Source organism: Enterococcus sp. AMC1252 (assembly GCF_058216515.1).
The window spans coordinates 1,784,712-1,802,867 of the sequence record NZ_CM177097.1 but is presented as its reverse complement, the minus strand read 5'-3'; the positions used below and the strand labels follow the sequence as shown (position 1 = coordinate 1,802,867).

The 18,156-nt window shown below is 36.7% G+C and carries 18 protein-coding genes; 4 read left to right on the top strand and 14 right to left on the bottom strand.

What is annotated here, in order from left to right; genetic code table 11:
* The first annotated feature begins 53 nt into the window (after positions 1-53).
* Positions 54-911: a pyruvate, water dikinase regulatory protein gene (locus AC4BB5_RS08535; protein ID WP_490458913.1), complete on the top strand. Its 858-nt coding sequence runs from the start codon at positions 54-56 to the stop codon at positions 909-911.
* A gap of 55 nt (positions 912-966) precedes the next feature.
* On the opposite strand, the gene thrB is transcribed toward AC4BB5_RS08535, so the two are convergent.
* The 8 genes from thrB to AC4BB5_RS08495 form a co-directional block, all read right to left on the bottom strand.
* A complete protein-coding gene (gene thrB, locus AC4BB5_RS08530) occupies positions 967-1,830 on the bottom strand; it encodes a homoserine kinase (RefSeq protein ID WP_490458912.1) in 864 nt (287 codons plus the stop codon).
* Positions 1,827-2,885, bottom strand: a complete 1,059-nt coding sequence (gene thrC / locus AC4BB5_RS08525; protein ID WP_490458911.1) for a threonine synthase — start codon at positions 2,883-2,885, stop codon at positions 1,827-1,829. The genes thrB and thrC overlap by 4 nt, the downstream gene beginning before the upstream one ends.
* Before the next feature lie 3 nt (positions 2,886-2,888).
* Positions 2,889-4,178: a homoserine dehydrogenase gene (locus AC4BB5_RS08520; RefSeq protein ID WP_490458910.1), complete on the bottom strand. Its 1,290-nt coding sequence runs from the start codon at positions 4,176-4,178 to the stop codon at positions 2,889-2,891.
* Between the two features lie 133 nt (positions 4,179-4,311).
* Positions 4,312-4,617, bottom strand: a complete 306-nt coding sequence (locus AC4BB5_RS08515; RefSeq protein WP_207113849.1) for an ArsR/SmtB family transcription factor — start codon at positions 4,615-4,617, stop codon at positions 4,312-4,314.
* A gap of 126 nt (positions 4,618-4,743) precedes the next feature.
* Positions 4,744-5,520: a pyrroline-5-carboxylate reductase gene (proC, locus tag AC4BB5_RS08510; protein WP_490458909.1), complete on the bottom strand. Its 777-nt coding sequence runs from the start codon at positions 5,518-5,520 to the stop codon at positions 4,744-4,746.
* A gap of 77 nt (positions 5,521-5,597) precedes the next feature.
* Positions 5,598-7,322 carry a phospho-sugar mutase gene (locus AC4BB5_RS08505; RefSeq protein WP_490458908.1) on the bottom strand — a complete coding sequence of 575 codons (1,725 nt, stop codon included), beginning with the start codon at positions 7,320-7,322 and terminating at the stop codon, positions 5,598-5,600.
* Between the two features lie 102 nt (positions 7,323-7,424).
* The gene (locus AC4BB5_RS08500; protein ID WP_490458907.1) at positions 7,425-8,150 is read right to left on the bottom strand and encodes a nitroreductase family protein; all 726 of its coding nucleotides are present in this window, start codon (positions 8,148-8,150) and stop codon (positions 7,425-7,427) included.
* Positions 8,151-8,178: 28 nt separating this feature from the next.
* Entirely contained in the window at positions 8,179-9,621 is a 1,443-nt protein-coding gene (locus AC4BB5_RS08495) for an aminotransferase-like domain-containing protein (RefSeq protein WP_490458906.1), read from the bottom strand.
* A 366-nt stretch (positions 9,622-9,987) separates the two neighbouring features.
* On the opposite strand from AC4BB5_RS08495, the gene thiD reads away from it, so the two are divergent.
* Together thiD and AC4BB5_RS08485 are read left to right on the top strand one after the other, a co-directional pair.
* Positions 9,988-10,812 (top strand): bifunctional hydroxymethylpyrimidine kinase/phosphomethylpyrimidine kinase, encoded by an 825-nt coding sequence (gene thiD, locus AC4BB5_RS08490; RefSeq protein WP_490458905.1) that lies wholly within the window; start codon positions 9,988-9,990, stop codon positions 10,810-10,812.
* A gap of 11 nt (positions 10,813-10,823) precedes the next feature.
* Positions 10,824-11,372 (top strand): ECF transporter S component, encoded by a 549-nt coding sequence (locus tag AC4BB5_RS08485; protein ID WP_490458904.1) that lies wholly within the window; start codon positions 10,824-10,826, stop codon positions 11,370-11,372.
* A gap of 60 nt (positions 11,373-11,432) precedes the next feature.
* Here the strand turns inward: AC4BB5_RS08485 and AC4BB5_RS08480 are convergent, their stop codons facing one another.
* The 6 genes from AC4BB5_RS08480 to AC4BB5_RS08455 form a co-directional block, all read right to left on the bottom strand.
* Positions 11,433-12,407: a permease prefix domain 1-containing protein gene (locus AC4BB5_RS08480; RefSeq protein WP_490458903.1), complete on the bottom strand. Its 975-nt coding sequence runs from the start codon at positions 12,405-12,407 to the stop codon at positions 11,433-11,435.
* Positions 12,407-12,736: a PadR family transcriptional regulator gene (locus AC4BB5_RS08475; protein ID WP_490458902.1), complete on the bottom strand. Its 330-nt coding sequence runs from the start codon at positions 12,734-12,736 to the stop codon at positions 12,407-12,409. The genes AC4BB5_RS08480 and AC4BB5_RS08475 overlap by 1 nt, the downstream gene beginning before the upstream one ends.
* Before the next feature lie 131 nt (positions 12,737-12,867).
* Positions 12,868-13,845: a GMP reductase gene (gene guaC / locus AC4BB5_RS08470; protein WP_490458901.1), complete on the bottom strand. Its 978-nt coding sequence runs from the start codon at positions 13,843-13,845 to the stop codon at positions 12,868-12,870.
* 193 nt (positions 13,846-14,038) lie between these two features.
* Complete coding sequence (locus AC4BB5_RS08465; RefSeq protein ID WP_490458900.1) at positions 14,039-15,409, bottom strand: uracil-xanthine permease family protein; 1,371 nt, start codon at positions 15,407-15,409, stop codon at positions 14,039-14,041.
* 1 nt (position 15,410) lies between these two features.
* Positions 15,411-16,787 (bottom strand): guanine deaminase, encoded by a 1,377-nt coding sequence (gene guaD, locus AC4BB5_RS08460; RefSeq protein ID WP_490458899.1) that lies wholly within the window; start codon positions 16,785-16,787, stop codon positions 15,411-15,413.
* A gap of 186 nt (positions 16,788-16,973) precedes the next feature.
* Positions 16,974-17,333 carry a hypothetical protein gene (locus AC4BB5_RS08455; RefSeq protein WP_490458898.1) on the bottom strand — a complete coding sequence of 120 codons (360 nt, stop codon included), beginning with the start codon at positions 17,331-17,333 and terminating at the stop codon, positions 16,974-16,976.
* 194 nt (positions 17,334-17,527) lie between these two features.
* On the opposite strand from AC4BB5_RS08455, the gene AC4BB5_RS08450 reads away from it, so the two are divergent.
* A complete protein-coding gene (locus AC4BB5_RS08450) occupies positions 17,528-18,154 on the top strand; it encodes an MBL fold metallo-hydrolase (protein WP_490458897.1) in 627 nt (208 codons plus the stop codon).
* Positions 18,155-18,156: the final 2 nt, after the last annotated feature.

Here is an 18,156-nt window from a genome sequence, read left to right as displayed (position 1 = left end):
TATGAAGGTATGGTATAATAAATTTATAAAAAAAGCAAGAGAGGAATCGTATTATGACAACAAGTGAACCAAAAAAATGTGTGACGATTTTTGTTATTTCTGATTCAGCGGGTGAAACTGCTTCAAAATTAGCAGCAGCATCCATGGCTCAGTACCCGACTGTAGACTTTTCTTTATTTAGACGAACCTTTGCTAAAGAAGAAGACAAACTTAGAAAGGCTCTAGAAGACGCAAAACGTGAAAATGCTATGGTTTTACATACAATCGTTAATGATCGCCTAGTAAAGATTGCTAATGATTTTTTTGAGGAGCATAATTTATATCATTTCGATATACTAACGCCTCCAGTAGCAGAAATCGAGCGATTAACTGGAGTTGCTCCTACAAGAGAAGCTGGCGCGCTTCATCATTTGAATGAAAACTATTTTAAACGAATTGAAGCAATGGAATTTGCTGTAAAATATGATGATGGCAAAGATCCTAGAGGTTTCTTAGAAGCAGATGTACTTTTACTCGGTGTTTCTAGAACTTCAAAAACACCGCTTAGCCTGTTTTTAGCAAATAAAAATTTGAAAGTAGCAAATTTACCTTTAATTCCAGAAGCTCATTTACCTAAACAATTATGGGAAACAAATCCTAAAAAAATCGTAGGATTAACAAATGATCCAGATATTTTGAATGGGATTAGAAAAGAGCGCATGAGAACTTACGGATTACCTGCTGATACCTCATACTCAGATATTGAAAAAATCAGAAAAGAATTAGCTTTTGCTAATGATTTATATGAAAAATTGGGTTGTGTTGTCATTAATGTCGCTTCTTTGTCTATCGAAGAGACTGCTTCAATGATTTTAAATGCGTTGAATTTAGAAGACCATAGTTACTATGCAACAGAATCGCCTGAAGCTTAAAAAGAAAAAAATTACGAACAGTGCAGAGTAAATAATCTCACTGTTCGTAATTTTTTTAAAACACTTGAATTCCTTCTTGATCTATTGATAATACATTGATAGCAGCAGACAAAGACAATTTTTCCAATTCTCGGACCATTTGATCCGTTTTTTCTTCAGGAGATAAAATTAAAACTGTTGGCCCTGCTCCACTCAAAAATGCTCCATACGCCCCAACTTCATGACCCATCGCTCGAATCTTATCTAAATGTGGAACTAAGCTTTTTCGATAAGCTTCATGCCAACGATCTTTTTCCATCATCAGACCTGCTAATGGTAAATTACCATTTAATATTGCAGCAATCATTACGTTTGCAATTGAGCTTGCTTGTACTGCTTCTTTATACGGTATTGAAGTTGGTAAAACGCTGCGGCTTTCCGATGTCAATAGGTGAACATCTGGAATATAGGCAATCACATCACACATTGGAAAATGATGTTTCACAGAATAAACTTCGCCATCTACGTAACTTGACACTACGAAATCACCACATATAGCGGGAGCTACATTGTCTGGATGTCCTTCAATCTCAGTAGCAATCTGTACCTTTTCTTTCTGAGATAAATTTAAATTTCCTAAACGATTGGCTAGTTCAATACCGCCAACGATTACGCTAGAACTACTTCCCAACCCTCTAGCTAAAGGAATATCTGATGTCATTCTCAAAACTTTTGGCGAAAGATCAGGAGCTATTTTTAAAGCTGTTTGAATCAATAAATTCGTCGCATCACTTGGTATATCCGAGCCTAGTGTATGCACAATTTCCCATTCTTTGGCATTCTCCAGAACTTCAATATTAAGATACTGTGACAAAGCTATACCGCAGGAGTCAAAACCTGGACCTAGGTTTGCGCTAGTTGCGGGGATTCTTATTCTCATAGTTCTGACACTCCATTACGTAAATGCATCCGCATTTCTTCCAAATCACTCATTTTAGATATTTTTACATCCGTCGCATTAATTGCCGTATCAGGATCTTTCAGACCATTTCCAGTGAAAATAGCGACTACTGTTTCACCTTGCTTGATTTTTCCACTTTTCACGTGTTGAATCACACCAGCTAAAGAGGCAGCAGAACCTGGTTCAATAAACACACCATCCTGCGCAGCAACTTTGCGATAAGCATTTAGGATTTCCTCGTCTGTTACAGAATCAATATGCCCCTTAGACTCATCACGAGCAGCTTCAGCTAATTTCCAGCTTGCTGGATTTCCAATACGAATCGCTGTGGCAATTGTTTCCGGTTGTTCGATTACTTCACCTTTGACGATAGCAGCAGCTCCTTCAGCTTCAAACCCATGCATTCTTGGTAGGAGTGTCCCTTTTTTGTCATGCCATTCTTTGAAACCTTTCCAATATGCTGAGATATTTCCCGCATTTCCAACAGGAATAGCTAAAACATCTGGCGCTTGGCCAAGTTGTTCACATACTTCAAAAGCGGCCGTTTTTTGTCCTTCTAAGCGATAAGGATTTACAGAATTCACTAAAGCTACAGCTTCTGTTTTGGCGATATCTCTTACAGCTTTTAATGCTTCATCAAAATTCCCAGGAATCGAGATGATATCTGCCCCATAAATGATTGCTTGGGCTAACTTACCCATGGCGATTTTTCCATCTGGAATAACAACATAGGCTTTAATACCTGCTCTTGTAGCATATGCAGCAGCTGCCGCACTTGTATTTCCTGTTGAGGCACAAACAATTGCTTTTGCTCCTTCTTCAACGGCTTTAGCAACCGCCATGACCATTCCTCGGTCTTTGAACGAGCCAGTAGGATTAAGCCCTTCATATTTTCCATATAAAGTGATCCCTAATTCCTTTGATAGGTTATGTAATGGAATTAATGGTGTATTTCCTTCCGCCAATGAAATCATTGGCGTCTTATCAGTAACTGGTAGATATTCCTTATATTGTTTTAACAGTCCTTCGTACATCTTTTAATCCTCCAATACTTTAAATGTATTTAATAATTTGAATTCATTTGTTGATTCGATTTCTTTTATTACTTGCTTCATTTGTTCTTTTGTAATTGTGTGTGTGATGGCAACAATCCTCGCTCTAGTTCCATCAGATTTTTGCTGAACTAATTGATCAAAACTAACATTTGCTTCTGTCATTATCTGTGTTAGTTTTAAAATTTGCCCGCGACGATCTGGCACCTCGATTGAGAAATAATATTTGCCCGAAATTGTTTCATCTGGAGCCAATTTTGTGTCGTGTTGGTAGGAATTGAACATATGCCCAGTTGTACCTAAACGAATATTTTTGGCGATGGTGATGATATCACTGACTACACTTGTTGCAGTTGGTTTAGCACCTGCTCCTGGTCCATAATACATCGACTCGCCAACACCAGAACTTTCTATAAATACAGCATTGAACTCGTTACGAACTGATGCAATTGGATGAGATTTTGCGACAAGCATCGGGCCTACTTCGACAGCGATACTCCCCTCTTGATTTTCAGAAGATCCTATCAACTTGACTTCATAGCCCAATTGAGCAGCCATTTCAACATCATCTAAAGATAAGCCGCGAATACCTCGTGTATCGACTTGATCTAATCTAATATTCATCCCAAAGGCAAACTGACTTAAAATCACCATCTTATAAGCTGCATCGATACCATCCACATCATTTGTCGGATCAGACTCAGCAAATCCTAATTCTTGTGCTTCACTTAATGCTTGGTCGTATGATTTTTTCTCAGAAACCATTTGTGTCAGCATATAATTTGTCGTTCCATTTACGATTCCTAACACTTTTTGAATGTTATCAGCAGCTAGACTATTGGCAATCGTTCGTAAAATAGGAATACCGCCTGCAACACTTGCTTCATAATACAAATCACAATGATTTTTTTGGGCTAAAGCAACTAGTTCACTGCCATGTTGTGCTAAAAGATCTTTGTTTGCTGTTACAATATGTTTACCATTTTCTAGTGCTTTGGTAATGAAGGTTTTTGCTGGTTCTACTTTTCCTATTAATTCTACAATTATTTTGATTTCATCATCATTAATGATATCTTCAATGGTCGTTGTAAGTTGAATATCAAATTTCTCAGCAAGGTGTTTTTTTTCTGCTTCGTCACGTACAAATGCTTTTGAAATTGCGACTTCCATTCCTGTAACCTGTGAAATTTTTTCCTGATGTTCTTGTAAAATTGTTGGTACACCAGATCCGACTGTACCTAGTCCAAGCAAACCAATTTTCAGTTTTTCCTTCATTCTTCTTCCTCCAACTATAAAATTAGAAACATTTCATTTTCTTCTAATAAAACATGTTTCTAGTATACCCAACTGGCGTAAAAAAAACTACCCTTTTCTTTTAATTTCCCAAGGGAAACCTAGAAAAGGTGAGTTATTGGTGTTTGATATGTTCAAATGTTTGATTAAGAATATCAATAACATGATGGTCATCTAAGGTATAGTAGATTGTTTTACCTTCTCGTCTTGATCTCACCACATGACTATCTCGTAATAGCTTCAATTGATGGGAGACGGCAGACTGTTCCATTGAAAGCTTTTCTCCAATTGCAGTTACATTTAATTCTCCTTGTTTCAACAGCAGTAAAATTCGTAACCTTGTTGGATCACTCAACACTTTATATAACTGGCTTACTTTTTGAATCTCATCTATTTCTTTCATCGCTGAGCTTCCTTTCATCTTTTACTCTTGCTTATTATAGCAAACTTTTTTCAAAAGAGGATAGATTTTTTCTCTCACCACTAACAAAAAAAAGACAATTCGGGCAAAAGTAACACCCCACTTGTCTTTTACAATTAAGCTCATTTAGCTATTCGCTTGTTTGACGGCATCGATCACAGCGTATCTAAATCCGTTTTTTTCCAGTGCAGTAACACCTTTGATTGTGCTACCACCAGGAGAAGTCACACCATCTTTCAATTCTCCAGGATGTTTTTTAGTATCCATCGCAAGTTTAGCAGATCCTAGCATCATCTGCGCAATAATATCATAAGACAGAGCTCTAGGCATCCCCTCTAAGACCGCTCCATCAGCTAAAGCTTCCATGAATATGTCAACAAATGCTGGACTACATCCGGCAACCGTACCGAAAGTTCCTAAAATATTCTCACTCACTTCTTCAACTTTCCCTAACGACTCCAATATACGAACTGCTTCTTTCTTCGAGTCAGCAGGCATCTCACTAGCAAAAACAGCCCCAATCATTCCAGCGTTGACACTTACTGGTGTATTAGGAATAGCGTGAACAACATGAACTTTTTTGCCTAGCACAACTTGGGCATCTTCCACAGTATGCCCTGTCGCAACAGAAATAAGAATTGTATCTTTTGACATGAATGGTGCTGCTTGTTTCAAGATTTCTAAAACAATTTTAGCTCCCGTAGCAATAAAAATCACTTGGCAATATTTTAAAGCATCATATTCTTTAATTAATTGAAAGCCAAGTTTTTCTTGAAGTGCTTCAGCGGTGCCGCTTGAACCACCTTTTACAAATAAATTTTCGGGTGTCACAACTTTAGCTTTCAAAAGCCCTTCAATCATCGCACTGCCCATATGACCCGCTCCAATAAATCCAATATTCATATCGATCACTCCTTCTATTTTTACAAATGAAAGGACCGAAACAAACTTTCAGTCAAGTTTTTCCAGTCCCGATCATTTTATTTTGTTAACGCATTGACTGCCTGTTCAAAATTCTTGATTTTTTGATCAGCCTCTACTTGAGAAACTGCTTTCGTTGCCAAGTAAAACTTAATCTTAGGCTCAGTTCCAGATGGACGAATCGCAATCCAGCTACCATCCTCCAAGAAATATTTTAGCACATCGGCTGGTGGAGTTGTTAATGTTTCGACTTTACCATCAGATGATGTTCGAGTTAATTTTTTGAAGTCTTCCGTTTGAGTTACCTTGATATCTGCAAATGAAGTAGGTGCTTCTTCACGGAATTTTTTCATTAAAGCTTTGATTTTTTCGCTGCCTTCAATACCGCTCAAGGTTACTGAAATTGTTTTTTCTTCAAAATAACCGTACTCTTTAAAAATATCTTGTAATCCGTCATATAAAGTTTTTCCTTGTTTCTTATAAAAAGCCGCAACTTCTGCTAATAAAACAAGCGCTTGAATTGCATCTTTATCTCGAACAAAAGCTTTTACTAAATAGCCGTAACTTTCTTCAAACCCAAACATGAACGTTTGAGAATGGTCTTCTTCATACTGTTCAATTTTTTCTGCAATAAACTTAAATCCAGTTAAAACATCCACCATTTTTGTCTGATATTTTGCTGTGATTGCAGTAGCTAATTCACTAGATACAATTGACTTTAAGACAACTGCATTTTCTGGTAAAGTCCCAGCTTGTTTATGTGCTTCTAAAATATATTGAATCATGATTGATCCTAATTGGTTACCTGTTAAAACTTGATAATTTCCGTTTGGCAAACGAACCGCCGCACCTAAACGATCCGCATCAGGATCTGTTGCGATTAATAAGTCAGCATCTTCTTTTTCCCCTAGACGAATAGCATATTCAAAGGCCGAATGTTCTTCGGGATTGGGTGATTTGACAGTTGTAAAATCAGGATCAGCAATCGATTGTTCTGGAACTAGTAGAAATTTTTCAAACCCAGCTTGTTTTAAGGCTTTTTCACCTAACATTTTCCCTGTACCATGCAAAGGTGTATAAACTAGTTTTAGCTCCTTGCCCATTTCATTGATCAACTCTTGATTGATCGTTACAGTCTTAACTTCTTTCAAATAAGCTGTATCAACTTCTTCACCAATAATCGTGATCAAATCGCTCTCTTTTGCTTGCTCGTCAGCTAAAACGTCAACTTTTAACGGGTTCTCAACTTCACGAACATACTTTGTTAAAGCGTCAGCGTCTGCTGGAGGCATCTGGCCTCCATCTGCACCGTATACTTTATAGCCATTGTATGCCGCGGGATTGTGAGATGCAGTGATCATGATCCCTGAAAATGCATTTAAGTAACGAACTGCAAAAGACAACTCAGGCGTTGGACGTAAGCTTTCAAAGACAAATGCAGGAATGTCGTGCTTGGCTAATGTCTTTGCTGCTTCCATAGCAAACTCTGGTGACATATGGCGAGAATCATAAGCAATCGCAACACCACGTCGCTTTGCTTCAATTCCTTCAGCATCCATGAAACGAGCTAACCCCTCAGTTGCTTGACGAATCGTAAAAATATTCATCCGATTGATACCTGCACCTAAAATCCCACGCATCCCTGCCGTTCCAAACTCTAATGGCGCATAAAAAGCGTCCTCGCATTTTTCCAGATCATCTTTTAAATCTTTTAGCTCTTTTTTTAAATTTTCTGGTATATTTTCTTCATTTATCCATTGTTCATAGACTTGTTCCCAAGACATGTTAGCACCTCTTTTTTCATTTGTTTTCTTACCCACTAATAAGTATATCATTCCAAGGCTTTTGAGGAAAGCAATGTCTAAACAAGTTCGTTGTTTAGGTACTTACTTCATTAACCCCTGTAATCGTAATAGTTGCTCTGTGATCATTGGCGGCTCTACAGCAAAATAGTCGGCAAACTTTTGAGTCCAAGTTTTAGTTTCTCTGGCTTCACCAAACGCTTCCATGGTCTGATTATATTGTTCGATCAAAAGATAGCTGTAAGGATGGTATTTATCAAAATGAACAACGGCATTTTCTGGCAAACGTGGTTTGACGTTCATCTCAACAATTGGCTTACCAATGCTTAAACCAAATAATGGAAATGTAAGCTCGGGTAAGTCTAGTAATTGGCTGATCTCTTTTCCATACTTACGAATACTTCCAACTACAACTGAACCCAAGCCTAAACTTTCAGCCGCAATCACCGCATTCTCAAGTGCTAAAGCCGCATCTGTCGTAGCTAAAATAATAGGTTCGATGCTTTCATTGATACAATAAGAGCTTTCATGCGCTGAGCTGACCATTTTGGTACGATAAAGATCCCCAATAAATAGGATAAAGACAGAACTATTCAACATATGAGGATTGCCTGGATTCCACTTGACTAATTGCTCCCTCAACTTTTTATCTTGAATCACAATCATGCTATAAAATTGCCCGTTCATCCAACTTGGTGCTTGCCGAGCAGCATCTAAAATTACTTGTAACTCCTCTTTAGCAAGAGCATGATTCTCGTCAAAATCACGATAACTACGTCGGTTTTTCAAAATATCAATTGTTTTATTCATATTGGCCCCTCCATTTGTTTTTATTTTATCATAGTGTTGAATAATCAAAAGCAATTTTTTTTGTAACGGCTAGCAGTTTCTCTTTGAAGATTGGTAAATTAACTTTATCTACTCTGGTAAAATTGATTCGGATACAATCTTTTTTCTCACTAAAAAAGAAACTTGGTGCAATCAACAATCCTTCTTGTAAAAATACAGCCCAATCTTTTTGACGCAAGTTCCCTTTTTTCCACTTCGCCCATATATAAAAACCACCTTGTGGCATGCTTACTTCCCACTCCTCCATTTTGTTCATTATTTCAAAAACGGCTCTCCCTCTTTGTTCTATATTTTCCTTTAAATGAGAAACTTTGTTTGAAAAATTTTTATCTGTTAAAGCTAAATTCGCTAATAATTGCGGGAATATGCTTAGAGAAAAATCCATCATCTTTCTAGCTTCTGCTAATTGTTGATTTACCGAATTCGGTGCACTCAACCAACCAATTTTAGTAGTTGAACCAAGAATTTTCGAAAGTGAACCTATGTATAATACATTTTCAGGATCTAATTTTTTGAGTGGTTGGATTTGATCTGAAGACACAAAATTTAGTTTAGCAAAAACGTCATCCTCTAAAATAGGAATTTGATATTTTTGACATAAACCAACCAACCCTTTTCTCCTTGTCATCGACATAGTTTTCCCTGTAGGATTTTGAAAAGATGGATTGACCATGACCATTTTGACGCGATGTTGACGAATCATTTTTTCTAATGACTCTAAGCAAATACCTTCTTGATCCATTTTCACGCCATAAAGACGGATGCCTGCAGCTTGAAAAATAGGAAGTGCATACAAAAAAGAAGGGTCTTCGATTGCCACACTATCACCAGTTTGTAGCAATACTTGCAGAATTAAAAATAAAGCTTGTTGTGCACCAGATGTGATCAAAAGACTTTCTGGCAAAAGTGAAAAACCATACTCTTTTTCAGTTTCTCGACTTATTGATTGTCTTAAAGGTAAATACCCTAAGTCATCTTGGATCTCTTCTTCTAAAAAATGTTTCCAAGTTAATGGTGGAAATGAAAAACTTGGAATTAAATCTAGCGGTAATTCTCCTGTATATAAATCTAAAGCATCACTATCCGCATATTTGATCATACTCTCTATTTGTTCCGTAAAAGGGTTGACTTTAGCAAAAGCATTTTGTTCAAGATAACGACGCCAATCTGTTCTGGGGGTGGTACTAATCCCCCATTTTCCTTCGTTAACAATCGTTCCACTTCCTTGTTTTCGGATAATCCAGCCTAAAGCAACAAGTTCATCTAATGCATGGACCACAGTAGAACGATTAACTTGGAAGTAAGTCGCTAGCTTCCGCTCTGAGGGTAAACGTTCTCCGGGTAAAAGATCCCCATTTTTTATGTAAGACAAAATCAATTCAATAATACTTACATAGACTGGAACCCCTTTTTCTTTTTTTAATGACCACATTGTTTTGCCTCCTGTTGTTTTTTCTGATATATAATTTATTTTTTTAGATCAGAAAATGATTTTTTGCTAATTAGTAACGATGAATATGAGATAAAATCACTTCGTTCTTTGTGTTTCTAAATTAAGGATCAACTCTCCTTTCAGTCGTCTTGTACTGCTCAACATCAAATCACTTCGTTCTTTGTGTTTCTAAATTAAGGATCAACTCTCCTTTCAGTCGTCTTGTACTGCTCAACATCAAATCACTTCGTTCTTTGTGTTTCGCAGCAATTGGATGACATGAAAATAACCCAATTGGCTGTTTTTGTCAACTGATGTTTGTTTTACAATACTTATATCAAAATATTTCTGAATAGAGGTTGAACGATGATAAAAAAAGTATTAACAGTTGCTGGTTCTGATTCTAGTGGTGGTGCAGGAATTCAAGCGGATTTAAAAACATTCGAAGAATATGGAACATTTGGTTTTTCAGCTTTAACAAGTATTGTAACTATGGATCCTGATGAAGGTTGGAGCCATTTGGTTACACCGATAGAACCTGATTTAGTGGAAAAACAATTAAAGACTATTTTTGCTGGTGGTGCCCTTGATGCCATGAAAACAGGGATGCTTGGCTCCATTGAAGCAATCGAAATCACACGGGCTTATATTGATAAATTTAATATGAACAACATTGTGATCGATCCTGTGATGGCTTGTAAAGGAACTAGTGAATTACTACAACCTGAAAACGTGGCAGCAATGACTCGTTTACTTTTACCTAAAGCAACTGTCACAACACCAAATCTAGTTGAAGCTGGTATCTTATCTGGACTGGGCGATCTGACTTCTATTGATCAAATGAAAGAGGCCGCAAAAAAAATCATTGATTTAGGTCCTAGAAATGTTGTCATTAAAGGTGGGCACCGTTTGAAAGTGGATAAAGCAATCGATTTGTTTTACGACGGAAATGATTTTACTCTTTTTGAAAATGAACTGTTTACAACTGATTACAATCATGGTGCAGGCTGTACTTTCGCAGCTGCTATCACAGCTGGTCTTGCAAAAGGCTATTCAGTCGTTGATGCCGTTTCACTAGCTAAAAGATTCGTAGCTGAAGCAATCAAAAACGGACAAAAAATCAATCCGTTTCTTGGGCACGTGTGGCATGGTGCCTACAATCATGCCCAAGATAGAATGACGGAGAAATAAGGAGTGACAGAATGAAGAAACAAAGTTCAACGACTTCTATTGTATTAGTCGGTTTGTTCGCTGCGTTGACTGTACTTGGAACTATGATCAAAATCCCTATGCCGACAGGTGCCTTTGCACACTTAGGTAACTCAGTGTTGTTATTAGCTGTACTTTTGATTGGCTACAAGAAAGGAGCGTTAGCTGGCGGATTGGGTTTTGCTATCTTTGATGTTTTAAATGGCTTTGCTGCGGAAGCTCCTTACTTCATTTTAGAGAGTTTTATTGTTGGTGGTGCGGCTGCTTTAATGATTTTATTTTTCCGTCACAATACTAATACTCTGTGGAAAGTCATAGTGATTTCCTCTGTAACAGGTATCGCCAAAATCATTATGACTCAGCTAAAAAATACTGTAATGGGACTTCTTGCAGGCGCCGATTTTAACGTTGCTTTTACAAGTGCTGTTTCAAAATTACCTGCAACATTCATTAACGTTGCAACGACTATTGTTATTGTAACTATTGTTTATTTTCCGTTAAAAAAAGCTATGGATATAATATTTACAAGGCAATCATTTTAATTAATCATACGAAAAAACTCTGCTTATCTTGGCTGATCTTCCAAAATAAACAGAGTTTTTTTATTCACTTTTACTAAAAATACTTTCAATAATCCAAAATACAATCCCCGCTACAGGGAAAATAGTCCAATTAGTCCCCCAACTCCCTAACAGAAAGCCTTGACATAAGTAGATGGCCACAATGATTGGCCAATAGATCTTCTCAAGTGTTTGCAGCCAAGCGGGTCTTTTGCTATCCCGTTCTGCTTTAGCACGAGGCCCTAATTCTCCTTCATCAGAAATGAAGTAAGTTTGCTCTAGCATCTTGGTAAAGCTTCCCATAATCACGCCTCCAAAGATAAAGAAGAAGACTCCAAATGAAGCTAGAACGAGCAAGCAAGCAGTCCCAAAAAATTCTGCGTCATATACAGTTGTGAAAAAAACGACAGGAACTACTGCTAAAATACACAATACCACTCCAGCTACCATACAAAAAATAAATGAACGTTGAAATGCTTCTTTTCTTTTCTTTATTTCATTTTTTACTTGGATGGAGATCAAGCGATCATCTAATTTTTTATTTGTGTTAGAGATACTTGTTCCTGCAATGATAAATAGTGGCACTCCTATTGCTGCGCCTATGAAAATAAATAGTACACCAAATCCTTCAGCAATTCCTTCACCGTATAGTGCCATGCTTGCAAATAGAGCAGCAACCCCTAGCATGATGATCGTCACACCTAAACCAATCAGCGTTGCCGATCTGTGACGAACTTTTAGGAAATCTAAAGATTCTTCAATCGTAATTTCATTTAATTCATACCCTTTTGCATCCATATAATCTTGTTTTATATTCATTTCTTCTAGCAATTCGTCGATCGACCCAAATTCTGATATCACGCCGCCAATCGCTTCATTTTCGGATTTCCCTTGGCTTTTAAGATCCTCGTATCGATCTTCTGCACTAGCTAATAGATCTTCTTTCAATTGTTTTGTTTGACTTGTCTCAGCTACCCCTAAAAATAAACTGTCGATATAATCCTTGATGGTTTTCATTATTTTTCCTCCTTGATAAAGCGTTCAACGACTTTTTTTGTAAGTACCCACTCGGCTATTTTTTCTTCCAAATAGGCTTGTCCTGACAATGTGATTTTATAGTAAGTTCTCTTTTTACCATGAGTGATTTGTCCAGGAAATGATTCAATAAATCCATTTTTTTCCAAACGGTTAAAAGCTGAGTACAAAGTCGTTTCTTTAATTGAATAATTGTCATCGGAAATCTCGGTGATTCTCTTAGAGATAGCGTAGCCATATGAATCACCTTCCTGTAATACAGATAAAATGAACGTATCATTATAGCCTCTTATTGCATCACTGCCAATCATTGAATCCCCTCCAATTACCCCGTCTAACGTACTACGTCTGTCGTTGTAATTATAATACCACAATTACTACGACAGGTAAAGTAAAAATAGTTTAAAAAAAAGAAGTGCTCAAAAACACTTCTCTTTTATAACTATATTGTATCCCCGTTAAAAATTGAATTCTTCACAATTACGTAATCCACTTTACGAATCGCTTCAAGATCACGCCCGCCAGCGTAAGAAATCGACGATTGTAAATCTTGCTGCATTTCTACAAGTGTATCTGCTAGACTTCCTTTATGTTGAATCCAAATTTTCTTACCTTCAACATTTTTCTTTTCACCCTTTTGAAATTCAGAAGCGCTACCGAAGTATTCTTTATAAACAATACCATTTTCTACTTTTGTTTCCCCTGGAGATTCTTCGTGTCCTGCAAATAGCGAACCAATCATCACCATCGTCGCACCAAACCGAACAGATTTTGCGACATCTCCCGGCGTTCGAATTCCACCGTCTGCAATAATCGGTTTTCTAGCAGCTTTTGCGCACCAACGTAATGCAGCTAGTTGCCAACCGCCAGTTCCAAAACCTGTTTTGATCTTTGTAATACACACTTTACCTGGACCAATTCCAACTTTCGTCGCATCAGCTCCAGCATTTTCCAATTCACGAACAGCTTCTGGTGTACCTACATTTCCTGCGATAACAAAAGTATCAGGTAAATGCTTTTTCAAATGCTGGATCATATTGATTACTGCATTTGAATGACCATGTGCTATATCGATCGTTACATAATCAGGAACTAAATCACGTTCAGCTAATTCTTCTACAAAAGCATATTCAGCTTCTTTTACACCCACACTGATGGATGTGATCAAGCCTTTAGCATTCATTTTTTCAATAAATGGAATTCGGGCTTTTTCGTCAAAACGGTGCATAATATAAAAATAATTATTTTTTGCTAAAAATTCTGCAATATCTTCATCAATAATCGTCTGCATATTTGCAGGGACGACTGGCATTTTAAAGGTATGCTTACCTAATTTCACCACTGTATCACATTCAGAACGGCTGTTCACGATACATTTGTTTGGAATCAACTGGACATCTTCGTAATCAAAAACTTTCATACTGTATTGCCTCCTAGTAAGTTTAATTAAAAACACGCAAAAACACGAACATTAACTATATAATAGTTCGCATTTTCGAACACCTATGCTAATTTACACTATTCATTTACAAAAGTCAAAGGTAAATAACGAAAAATGTAGATAACCAATGTCGATTGTTCGTGTTTTAGACAATAAATAGTTTTCATTTTACTTATACAGCAGTTATTTCATTATTTTCAACACCTTGATCTTCGGCTTTTTCGTTCGGTAATAGACGATTTAAAATTATCGCGGCAATTGAGGCAGTTGCAACTGACGAACTGAATAAATATTGTAAAAATTGTGGTAAAGATTGAATGAATTCTTTAGGTATCAAGGTCAAAGCAAGCGTTAAAATCATTGGGATAGCAATCACATACATTTCTTTTTCGCTGATCTCAACTTCTTTAATCACTTTAATCCCACTAATTGAAATAATTCCGCAAACAATAACAAAAACTCCGCCGATCACAGGTGAAGGAATTGAAGAAATCAAAGTGGATAACTTACCCGAAAAACCAAAAATAACAAACCAAGCACCAGCAGCCAAGAATACTTTTTTACTCGCAACGCCCGTGATAGAAATAATTCCTGCATTTGTTGAATAACCAGTCACTGGTGTTGTCCCTAGTATTGATGAAATAAGACATCCGATACCTTCACCGACAACTCCTTTATTGATATTCTCATCCGTTAATGGTTCTTCACAAACATTGCTAACTGCAAACCAAGTTCCTGTCGTCTCAGCCATAAGTACAACATAAATTATGATCATTGTTAAAATCGAGGACAAATCAAATGAAAATTGAAAATCGACAAATGGTAATTGGGGAACATTAACCAATGCCGCATTACCAACTTGAGATAAATCAAGAATCCCCATGAACTTCGCAGCTAAACTTCCAATAACTAAAGCTAAAATAACAGATGATACTCTAAAAATCCGACCTTTCCCAGGAAAACGTGACCCGATCATCGCAAACAAAACAAGTGAGATTGCCGCGATCAACGCAAGTGAAATGTTTTGACCTAAATCACCTGAAGCATTAAAAACATTATCATTGAGTGCGACTGGCATTAACGATAATCCGACAATGAAAATAATTGTTCCTCCAACAATCGGCGGTACAAAAGCTTTGATCAAGCGATTAAAAATACCAGTTATCCCTAAAATAATGACTAGTATCGCTCCAATCAAGCTGGCTCCTAAAACAGCGCCCCAGCCATTCCCTCCTTGATTATTCGCAAAATAAATTCCTGCAACAGCTCCAATCGGAATAAATGACGGCCCTTGTGCGACTGGTAACTTCATACAAAAATATGACTGAATGATCGTAGCAACACCTGCTGCAATAAATGTTGCTTGAATCAACGCCGAAGACTCTTTTGTTGTCAAACCGATGATTGAAGCAATAATAAATGGAACAACATAAACATCCATAGCTAAAACATGCTGAATTCCTAAAAGAGCGGATTGTCCAATTGAGAGATCATCATTTGGTCCTACTGTTAATTTTGATTTTTTTATTTGAGTTTCAGCCATCTTACTTTTGTACCTCTCGTTCTTTTATAGTTTTGTCATGAACTTTTCTTCCTTGAATCCATACTTCTGCAATACTTTCCGGTCGTGACAAATAGAGTATTTTTTGGAAAATATCCATCAACGGTTCTTCATCAGAAAAAATCGGCAATTTCTTACTGTCGACAATTTGGACATCCCAGGCATAACCAACAGCTAATTTACCAATTGGTAAACTCAATGACTCACCACCGCCCGCTGTTGCTAGATAAAATGCTTCATTCAAGGTTATACTTGAACCTGGAACTCCCCGTTTTTCACTGCAGCACTCTTTATCAACACCATCTTCTAACATTCGAGAAGAGATGACCGCTTGTCGGATATTATCAAACAAACTAGGTGAAAAACCGCCCGAAATATCACTACCTAAACCTGTTTGCACTTGATACTCATTCAATAATTTAGCAATTGGTGTCACTGCATTACCAAAATATGCATTCGAAATCGGGCAATGAGCAACAGCTGTACCTTTTTCTGCAAATAACCTCATATCTTCATCTCCCAAAAAACCGCAATGAGCCATAATAGCCTTTTCTGTGAGCAAACCGAAGTCATTTAGTGCATATGCATCATTTTTCCCAAAGCGCTCTTGAACGAATGAATGTGCCCAATCACTTTCACTACAATGAGACTGGATATGAACATCATATTTAGCTGCTAACTCTCCTAGCCCTTTTAACGCATCATCTGTACAGCTCGGGATAAACCGAGGAGTCACAACTGGATACACGCCTTGAGGGGTTTGTTTATTTAATTCTAGTACTTCTTGAATGAATAATTCAGTTTCAGCCAGAGCTACAATCGCTGTTTCATCACGATAATAAGAAGGATTTTGATCAAGATCATCCATGACAACTTTTCCGACTAAACCTCTTTGGCCTTTTTCACTACATATTTCCGCTAGTCTTAAACTAGTCTTACGATCAACCGTTGCAAAATATAAAGCTGTTGTCGTGCCGTTTTTTATTAATTGCGAAACTAAGTCTGAATAAACTTTTTCGGCAAATTGACTATCTGAAAATTTTGCTTCTAATGGGAAAGTGTAGGTATTAAGCCATTCATATAACGGCAAATCAAGCGCAGTTCCTGCTTGTGCCCATTGTGGCGCATGGATATGAAGATCAACAAAACCAGGCAAAATAAATTGCCCTTGAGCTAATTCCTGAAATTTATTTTTTACCGAATATTCTTGAATAGTCGGTTCATACTCCTCATCATCTGATGATATAATCTTACTAATCATTCCCTCTTCTGAAATGCAAAATAAGAAGTCCTCAAAAACTTTTACATTTTTTGAATCAATACTTGAAAATGCGGTTCCTTTTACAACAAATTTATACAAAACGAATGCCCCTTTCATAACGATACAAGAATTATTATACACAATAATTCGCTTTTGTTCTATATTTTTAGAAAAACAAAGTAATTTATTCATAAAAACAAATCAAAAAACGAACAAAAAAACAATTAAGCTAACTTGTATTAGTTTTGCTTAATTGTTTTTTAATTGTAGTACGATCAAAATGGATTAATTTTTTCTTTGATTCGTCTGCTCTAGATGATCGATTTTCGCATGAAGCTCAGCAAATGTTTTTTGTAATTCATCATGCATCGTATCATGTTTTTTATGTAGAGTAGATAGACTGTGATGAATAAGTGTCCCACTCCCTGCTGCTAATGAGGCTCCTAAAGCACTTAAAACATTTGTGTAATTCCCCAAAATCAATTGAACATTCGCAGAAGGCTGAACATTTTTTAGCATTGGTACCCACATGGTCAAAACAGCAAAAACGACTAAATAGATAAATAGAAATAGATAGATAAAAATTGATATTTTACTAGATAGTAGTGCCGGAATTTGTTCTAAAAACCGATTGACTTTTTTCATTCTCGATTGACTCCTTTTCTGATTATTTACTATTCGACTCCTTTGTTCATTATGTTCCATAGCAAAATAAAAGTAAAATCTTCATTTATTTAACTTATCTTTAAATGTTTCAAAAAGAAACTCTGCCTTTTGATTCTATTTTAAATTGAGTTATACTTAGAGAGAAACTATATTAAGTAGGAGGCAAATTAATTATGCTGAAAATTGAACGAATCCAAACAGGTGTAATCCAAGAAAATTGTTACTTAATTTATAATGAAACAAATCTTTTGATCATTGATCCAGGTGCCGAAGCTGAAAAAATAGCTGCTCTAATTGAGAAAACAGAAAAAAATCCAATCGCTATTTTATTAACTCATACGCACTATGATCATATAGGCGCTGTTGAAGAACTTCGTCATCAATACAACATTCCTGTTTACGTTAGTCCATTAGAACAAGAATGGTTATCTAACCCAATTTTAAATTTATCAGGTGCAGGTCGTCATAGCGATATCGCTGATATTATTGTCCAACCAGCTGAGGTAGAATTTGAACTAACTGACTATGACTTAGGGGGCATCAAATTTTCAGTTTTGCCAACACCAGGACATTCAATCGGTAGTGTGAGTTTGGTTTTTGATGATTTTGTTGTTACAGGAGACGCATTGTTCAAAGGTAGTATCGGTAGAAGCGATTTACATACTGGCGATATGCAGCAACTGCTCCATAGTATTACAACCTATCTTTTCACATTGCCAGATGAGCTCCCAGCTTATCCAGGACACGGTGATGCTACTACAATTGAACATGAGAAAAAAACAAATCCTTTTTTCAACTAAAA

Excerpts from the sequence above, each read along its gene's own strand:
- AC4BB5_RS08450 (WP_490458897.1), top strand. The coding sequence starts at position 17,528 with ATGCTGAAAATTGAACGAATCCAAACAGGTGTAATCCAAGAAAATTGT.
- AC4BB5_RS08480 (WP_490458903.1), bottom strand. The coding sequence starts at position 12,407 with ATGAAAACCATCAAGGATTATATCGACAGTTTATTTTTAGGGGTAGCT.
- proC (WP_490458909.1), bottom strand. The coding sequence starts at position 5,520 with ATGAATATTGGATTTATTGGAGCGGGTCATATGGGCAGTGCGATGATT.
- thrC (WP_490458911.1), bottom strand. The coding sequence starts at position 2,885 with ATGTACGAAGGACTGTTAAAACAATATAAGGAATATCTACCAGTTACT.
- AC4BB5_RS08505 (WP_490458908.1), bottom strand. The coding sequence starts at position 7,322 with ATGTCTTGGGAACAAGTCTATGAACAATGGATAAATGAAGAAAATATA.
- AC4BB5_RS08515 (WP_207113849.1), bottom strand. The coding sequence starts at position 4,617 with ATGAAAGGAAGCTCAGCGATGAAAGAAATAGATGAGATTCAAAAAGTA.
- AC4BB5_RS08535 (WP_490458913.1), top strand. The coding sequence starts at position 54 with ATGACAACAAGTGAACCAAAAAAATGTGTGACGATTTTTGTTATTTCT.
- AC4BB5_RS08455 (WP_490458898.1), bottom strand. The coding sequence starts at position 17,333 with ATGAAAAAAGTCAATCGGTTTTTAGAACAAATTCCGGCACTACTATCT.
- AC4BB5_RS08495 (WP_490458906.1), bottom strand. The coding sequence starts at position 9,621 with ATGTGGTCATTAAAAAAAGAAAAAGGGGTTCCAGTCTATGTAAGTATT.
- thiD (WP_490458905.1), top strand. The coding sequence starts at position 9,988 with ATGATAAAAAAAGTATTAACAGTTGCTGGTTCTGATTCTAGTGGTGGT.
- AC4BB5_RS08475 (WP_490458902.1), bottom strand. The coding sequence starts at position 12,736 with ATGATTGGCAGTGATGCAATAAGAGGCTATAATGATACGTTCATTTTA.
- AC4BB5_RS08465 (WP_490458900.1), bottom strand. The coding sequence starts at position 15,409 with ATGGCTGAAACTCAAATAAAAAAATCAAAATTAACAGTAGGACCAAAT.
- AC4BB5_RS08485 (WP_490458904.1), top strand. The coding sequence starts at position 10,824 with ATGAAGAAACAAAGTTCAACGACTTCTATTGTATTAGTCGGTTTGTTC.
- AC4BB5_RS08520 (WP_490458910.1), bottom strand. The coding sequence starts at position 4,178 with ATGAAGGAAAAACTGAAAATTGGTTTGCTTGGACTAGGTACAGTCGGA.
- guaC (WP_490458901.1), bottom strand. The coding sequence starts at position 13,845 with ATGAAAGTTTTTGATTACGAAGATGTCCAGTTGATTCCAAACAAATGT.
- AC4BB5_RS08500 (WP_490458907.1), bottom strand. The coding sequence starts at position 8,150 with ATGAATAAAACAATTGATATTTTGAAAAACCGACGTAGTTATCGTGAT.
- thrB (WP_490458912.1), bottom strand. The coding sequence starts at position 1,830 with ATGAGAATAAGAATCCCCGCAACTAGCGCAAACCTAGGTCCAGGTTTT.